General features: G+C 41.5%; 3 protein-coding genes and 1 pseudogene. 2 read left to right on the top strand and 2 right to left on the bottom strand.

The window, feature by feature from the left end:
* Positions 1–212, bottom strand: a pseudogene (locus F591_RS31055) (ISL3 family transposase); the annotation flags it as partial.
* Between the two features lie 42 nt (positions 213–254).
* On the opposite strand from F591_RS31055, the gene F591_RS31050 reads away from it, so the two are divergent.
* Both F591_RS31050 and F591_RS0126550 read left to right on the top strand, forming a co-directional pair.
* Positions 255–1,088 (top strand): restriction endonuclease subunit S, encoded by an 834-nt coding sequence (locus F591_RS31050; protein WP_083935630.1) that lies wholly within the window; start codon positions 255–257, stop codon positions 1,086–1,088.
* Between the two features lie 14 nt (positions 1,089–1,102).
* On the top strand, positions 1,103–4,237 hold the full coding sequence (locus F591_RS0126550; RefSeq protein ID WP_019537578.1) for a type I restriction endonuclease subunit R: 3,135 nt from the start codon (positions 1,103–1,105) through the stop codon (positions 4,235–4,237).
* A gap of 416 nt (positions 4,238–4,653) precedes the next feature.
* Here the strand turns inward: F591_RS0126550 and F591_RS0126545 are convergent, their stop codons facing one another.
* Positions 4,654–5,595, bottom strand: a complete 942-nt coding sequence (locus F591_RS0126545) for a tyrosine-type recombinase/integrase (RefSeq protein ID WP_019537577.1) — start codon at positions 5,593–5,595, stop codon at positions 4,654–4,656.
* Positions 5,596–5,971: the final 376 nt, after the last annotated feature.

The raw sequence follows: 5,971 nt of genomic DNA, 5'->3' as shown, positions 1-5,971 counted from the left end.
TGACGCCATGTACGATCATGATTGGCGATATCTCTTACCGGTTGGTTTGGGGCTCCACACTTCGAACAAGGAAACAACGCCCGCTCACGAAACTTGACATACACGTCCAACTGCTTGGCTTCCAGGCTGAAATCAACCCGATCGATATACCACGGCTCGGGAATATGAAGCAGTTCTTCCAACTGACCTTCCTTAAGATTTGCTACAAACATATGAAAACACCTCATCCTCTACTGGTCTCTTAATTTCCAGTATTGACAGGTGTTCGCACTTTAAACAGCGAAGAAGCAGACAATTTAAGTTTAGAAAAATTGTTAACAATTAAGCTCCCAATTCCACCTTTGGGAACTCAAAAGTATATAGCAGATTTACTATCAGCCTACGATGACCTCATTGAAAACAATCAAAATCAAATCAAACTGCTTGAAGAAGCTGCTATGCAACTGTATAAAGAATGGTTTGTAAAATTACGCTTCCCTGGATATGAAATAACGAAAATAGTAGATGGTAATCCTGATGGGTGGATATCGTGCAAACTACAAGATGTAATTGAGTTTAATCCAGTAACTAAAGATAAACCCAAAAAATCTCTACCGATGGCTGCGTTAAATACAAATACAATGATAGTAGATGAATCATTGATAGTTGAGACTACCTCTAATTCTGGCAGCAAATTTCAGAATGGAGATACATTATTAGCGAGAATTACCCCATGCCTTGAAAATGGGAAAACAGCGTTTGTTGACTTTCTTAATCCAGGAGAAGCAGCAGTTGGGTCGACAGAATTTATCGTTATGAGATCAAAAGTGTTAAATCCTTTTATGGTATATTGTCTTGCAAGAGATGATAACTTTAGACAACTAGCGATTAATAGTATGTCAGGAGCAGACGGCCGACAAAGAGTGAAGGTAGAAGTGCTTAAAAATGCTGATTTTCTCTTGCCGCCAAAACAATTAATTGAATATTGCTATAAACATATGGAACCGTTATTTAATAGAATTAAGAAACTTAACAAGCAATGTCATCAACTCCGCCAAGCCCGAGACAAACTACTCCCTAGACTAATGAGCGGTGAAATCGAAGTATAAAGGGGGTAAAACCGATGAGCTGGGAATATTCCGAAAACATACTTGTTCAAAACAGTGCAGGCAACCTGCTACGGGACGTTTTGGGCTGGGATGTTGTGTTCGCATACGACAAGGAAGTGCTTGGCGAACAAGGTACTCTTGGCCGGAAATCATATCGTGATATCGTCCTGCAACGTTATCTCAAGAAAGCCCTATTCGAAAATAACAACTGGTTGACAGAGGAATTGTGCGAGGACGCTGTCAAAACGTTGCTCTCCTATAATGCTTCCAATTCGCTCATGCAAATTAACCAGCAAACATATGCCATGTTAAGAGACGGGATTCCCGTCAATGTGAAAAAACCAAATGGTGAGATTGAGCCACGTCTGGTAAAGGTATTCAATTTTGATGACCCGTTGAAGAATCATTTTCTTGCAGTTAAAGAAATGAAAATTCATGGCAGCCTCCATCGCCGCAGAACGGATATCGTCGGGTTTGTGAATGGGATTCCTCTGCTGTTTATTGAACTGAAAAAACAAAATGTAGACGTAAGCGATGCCTATTACCTTAACTATACGGATTACCTGGATACCATCCCGCAGTTATTTCATTTTAATGCCTTTTTGATGTTATCGAACGGACTCGAGGCTAAAGTGGGCACACTTGGCAGCAAGTATGAGTTTTTCCACGAATGGAAGCGTTTGAAGGAAGAAGATGCAGGATCTGTTGATTTGGAAACGATGCTTCGCGGGATCTGTGACAAGACAAACTTCATGGATCTGTTTGAAAATTTCATCCTTTATGACCAATCAGGTGGAAAGACGGTAAAAATTTTGGCGCGGAATCACCAATTTCTTGGCGTCAACGAAGCTGTTCAATCATACAAAGAACGTAAGCTCAGAAAAGGGAAATTGGGCGTGTTTTGGCATACACAGGGCAGCGGTAAAAGCTACTCTATGGTTTTCCTTGCACAAAAAATACGCCGGAAATTTCCCGGTTCTCCTACATTCGTCATATTGACTGACCGAGAAGAATTGAATAAACAAATCAGCGATACCTTTGAAGCTTGCGGCTGTCTCGGCAGTTTGAAAGCGAAGCAATTTATTCCCACAAGCAGTACGAAACTCATTGAAATGTTAAAAGGGAATCCCAGTTTCATATTTACGCTGATTCAAAAATTCAATCAGAAGAATGTTGAACCGATTATCCCTGATCATGACATTATCATTTTATCTGATGAGGCACACAGGACTCAAAATGGCATTTTTGCTGAAAATATGGTCGCTTTGTTGCCGACTGCTTCCCGAATCGGGTTTACCGGCACGCCGCTTTTTTCTTATGACAATATAACCGAGCGTACGTTTGGAAGTTATGTTTCCATATATGATTTTAAACGAGCGGTGGAAGACGGCGCTACAGTCCCGCTTTATTACGAAAATAGGGCTGACATGCTGGAAATCACGAATCCCGAGATTAATGATAGGCTGCTTGATGCCATTGAAGCGGCTGATTTGGATGTGAACCAACAGGCAAAATTGGAACGTGATTTGGCAAAAGACATACATATCCTGACGAGCAAGAAGCGTTTGGATAAAATCGCTCAAGATTTTGTTAACCATTACAGTGAGATCTGGACAACCGGGAAAGCCATGTTTGTTTGCATCAACAAGATCACTGCCGTACAAATGTACAACTTGGTTCAAAAATATTGGGCCAAAAAAATCAAAGAGATCGAAAAGACATTGGAAAAATCCACACAACAAGAACACCAGGAAATCAGCCGCAAGTTAAAATGGATGAAAGAGACCGAAATGGCCGTTATCATCAGTCAAGAGCAAAACGAGATCGCAACCTTCCAAAAATGGGGACTGGATATTAAGCCACATCGTGAAAAAATGGAAAAACGCGAGATGGACAAAGACTTTAAAGATCCGGATCATCCATTTCGAATTGTCTTTGTCTGCGCAATGTGGTTGACCGGATTTGATGTTAAGTCTTTATCTGTCGTATATTTGGATAAACCATTGAAGGCTCATACATTGATGCAGACGATCGCGCGAGCTAACCGGGTTTACGAGGGAAAAAGCAATGGGTTGATCGTAGACTATATAGGCGTAGTAAAAGCGCTTAGAAAAGCGCTTGCCGACTACACTGCAAGGCAAGGGCAAAGCGGGGGAGCTACCGATCCTGCTCCCGATAAAGAAAAATTATTGGCGCGAATTTTTGAGTTGTTGAAACAGATCGTGGACTATATGAATGAGAACGGATTTGATCTGTCAAAGCTTGTTCGTGCTGCGGGCTTTGAGAAGCTGGCATTGGTACAAGCAGGTGCCAACGCTATGTGTGTATCCGATGAAGTAAAAAAGCGCTTCGAAATCATGGCCAGAGAGCTGTTCAAATTGTTCAAATATGTGGAACGGCATGAAGTAACCGATGATCATAGAGCTTTCAAAAATGCAATAAGTGCTGTTTATGAACAATTGCAAGTTAAACGGAAGCATTCCAACACAACGGATTTAATGGTTCAGCTCCACGATATTGTAAGTGAATATATAACAGTAATTGAGGATTTCAAGGTTGCTGAAGGGTCGAAGCGTTTTGATATCAGTAAGATCGATTTTGCCAGACTTCAACAGGAATTTGCCAAAGCACGTAACAAAAATTTGTTAATGAAAGACTTAAAAGATCTTGTTGAAGACCGGCTAGCAGACATGATGAGCCGAAATCCTGCCCGAATTAATTATTATGAACGTTATCAGAAAATAATTGAGGAATATAACGCTGAACAAGATAAGACAGCAATTGAAAAAACATTCATTGATCTCGCCAATCTAGTCAAAGATCTTGATGAAGAAGAGAAACGGTACGCCCGTGAAGGATTTGACAGCGACGAAGAACTTGCTATATATGACCTTCTGTTGAAAGAGTCATTGACACCGAATGAGATCAAGAAAATCAAACAATTGTCGAAGGTGCTGCTGGAAAAAATTAAGGCTAAAATCGCTGAACTCGATCACTGGATAGATAAAGAGGAAACGCAAGCGGTCGTGGATATCCTGATTAGGGATACATTATGGAACGAATTACCGGAAAGCTATGATTACTCGTCTCTGACATACTATAGGCAAAAAGTGTACGAATTCGTTTTATCTAGGTATCCTGCTGCTTAATCCTCACAAAACGTATCGTACAGGCACAGTTAGGCGCTTGCCCACATAAACTAGAGTGTCAAGAAAGTGGGAGAATGTCCAAGGCAACGGAAAGCCCTGGGCATTCTCCAATATTTTCTGCGGGGGGGCCGCGGCGAGAGAAATATTGAAACTGATCTTTTTAAGGTTTATAATTATATCATTCCTTCTATATGCTTCTGTTCCCAACGGAAGCCTAATGAGTGACCATCCTCTGGTCCAAATTATGTCCTCGCAGGACAGTTGATGATACCAATCCTCGAGCCAGATGCTTTCGGTATCAAATTCCCTTTAATGGTGCTTAATTGATACACGGGGGTAGTCCGTGTTAATAAAAATTGTTCATATAATGAACCCGAATGAAAGCATGTTTCCTTGCTGCATTCGGGTTCTTTTTGTTATTGGAGAAGATTGGAACATGCATCATTAAGCAGTTTTGCAGCATCAACGGGAGGGACATATCGCAAGGTTGTCGATAACTGCTTATGCCTGAGTTGACGCTTGATGGCGATGATGTCAATTCCGCTTCGTTGCATCAAGTATGCTGTTGTATGCCTGAAACTATGGGCAGTGACTTTCTTTTGGATACCTGCTTCTAAGCATAGTCTCTTAATGATTCTGTTTAATGATTTTGATGTGAGAGGACGATTGTTCTCAAAGAAAACCTCAGATTGCCCGGATTTCCGCCATTCTTCAATTGAAGTATGATGCAAGTATCGCTCTAATTCACCAATAAGCGAATCAGGCATATAAACGACATCGGAAGTGGTTTTCTGTCCCTTGTTTACCAGAATAACCTTCCGGTCAAAATCAATTTGGTCGTATGTTAACTGAATGATCTCTCGATTACGAAGAGCGGTCGTAGTCATTAACAAGAAGAGGGTATAGTATTTTCTCACGAAAGGATCAGCTTTAAGGGCTGCTTGAAATAAACGCCGACATTCGTCGATGGACAGAGAACGGTCGATAATTCGTCTTTCGTAATACGGATTTGGATAATTTTTCATGGGGTTCTGTTTTATCATGCCAAGCCCATGAAGTAAGGTGAAGAAATGCTTTAAATACACGATGTTATTAAAGAGTGTATTTTTACTCGCATGATATTTCTGCTTGAGAAACTGGACATAACCGTCAATGCACTCTGCATCAATGGGACGATATGTCTCCGATTCGGTGTCATAGTAAAATTTGTCGAAATCCAGTTCTCCCTCATAGTCAAGGCTTAGGTATTGCTCAAACTTCAAGAACTGGCGGCTGTATGCGTATTTTGCAGATTCCTTGAGGTGGCTGTGTTTCTTCCAGCTAGTATAGTACGGGGAATCCATCAATAAACGTTTCATTTGTTCTCCAGCCTTTCTTTGATTTGCTTCATCACTTCGCGGGCGAATGGATGCTTGTTAATTGCATGCTTTAACTGAACGTCGAACATCCGTGTCAAGGCCGGATTTAAATTGACCCACTTCGCCGGTTTAAATTTGACCCACTTCGACGAATTAAGGGTCTAGACTTGCTGATTCTCCCTGCAATCGAACGTTTCATTTCTCCATCTCTGTCAATCTTGGCGTCATTACAGCTATGCTTCGACAGACACGGAATACGCGGAGCGCGGATGCAGAATAAACCGGGTTTTGTCGGGCAGTTCCACATACCAGGTCGTGTCCAATTCCAGGCGACACCCTACATAAGTACGCCCGATCTTAAGGCCGAATCGTTCGC

The organism is Paenibacillus ginsengihumi DSM 21568 (assembly GCF_000380965.1).
Lineage (GTDB): Bacteria > Bacillota > Bacilli > Paenibacillales > NBRC-103111 > Paenibacillus_G > Paenibacillus_G ginsengihumi.
Note: the sequence above shows the minus strand (reverse complement) of the source record. Positions and strands in the feature narration are given on the sequence as shown.

What these genes read in the sequence shown, in the direction of transcription:
- F591_RS0126550 (WP_019537578.1), top strand. Translation starts at nt 1,103, where the DNA reads ATGAGCTGGGAATATTCCGAAAACATACTTGTTCAAAACAGTGCAGGC.
- F591_RS0126545 (WP_019537577.1), bottom strand. Translation starts at nt 5,595, where the DNA reads ATGAAACGTTTATTGATGGATTCCCCGTACTATACTAGCTGGAAGAAA.